This is a genomic window from Donghicola sp. XS_ASV15 (assembly GCF_041224595.1).
Taxonomy (GTDB): Bacteria; Pseudomonadota; Alphaproteobacteria; order Rhodobacterales; family Rhodobacteraceae; genus Donghicola.
Genome location: NZ_JBGFGN010000025.1, coordinates 1 through 893, shown reverse-complemented (window position 1 = coordinate 893; position 893 = coordinate 1). Strand labels below are relative to the sequence as shown.

Here is an 893-nt window from a genome sequence, read left to right as displayed (position 1 = left end):
TGGCCAAGGATGTTTTTCAGGTTCACGGCATTTCGGAGAATGGTCGGGTCATTTTCAATAGGGCCATAAAGCGGGAGAAGCTGCTTGCCTTCTTTGAGAGGCTGCCGCCCTGTTTGGTCGGTATGGAAGCGTGTGGATCGTCCCACCATTGGGGTCGCCAGCTGCGCAAATTGGGACACGACGTAAAGCTCATGCCCGCCGGTTACGTCAAACCCTACGTGAAGCGCGGCAAGTCGGATGCTGTTGATGCCGAGGCAATCTGTGAAGCGGTTCGGCGCCCGACGATGCGCTTTGTCGAGATCAAGACGGAGGACCAGCAGGCCATCCTCGCAATCCACCGCACACGCGATCTGGCGGTCCGGCAGCGCACCCAGTTGGCCAACATGATCCGCAGTCTCTTGCGCGAGTTCGGGCATATCTTGCCCATCGGGATCGAAGCGGTGGCCGCCTTCGCAAAGCGCCACCTGGACGGCGATCATCCTGACATGCCGGAGATCGCAAACGGCCTTCTCGGCGTCCAGTGCTACCAGTTTCTCGGCCTGAATGAACGCATTTCCGGCTACTCAAAGATGATTGAGCAACATGCCATGTTGAGTGCGGATGCCCGCCGATTGATGCGCATGCCTGGGATCGGACCGATCACGGCTTCGGCGATTGTCGCAACGATCGGCGATGCAAAACAGTTTCGGACCGGACGCGATCTGGCGGCCTGGCTGGGGTTGACCCCGCTCAACAAATCAAGTGGCGGCAAGGAACGTCTTGGAAAGATCACAAAGCAGGGGGATCGCTACATACGCAAATTGCTGGTCGTGGGCATGACGTCTCGCGCTGTGATGGCGAAACGTTCCCCGCAGAAAGTCGATCTCTGGACAGCCAAGATGGTTACCGACAAG

General features: G+C 58.2%; 1 protein-coding gene. It reads left to right on the top strand.

Annotated features, from left to right (window positions below; translation table 11 throughout):
- A partial coding sequence (locus AB9K37_RS00455; RefSeq protein WP_369835102.1) for an IS110 family transposase occupies positions 1-893 on the top strand: 893 nt, incomplete at both ends.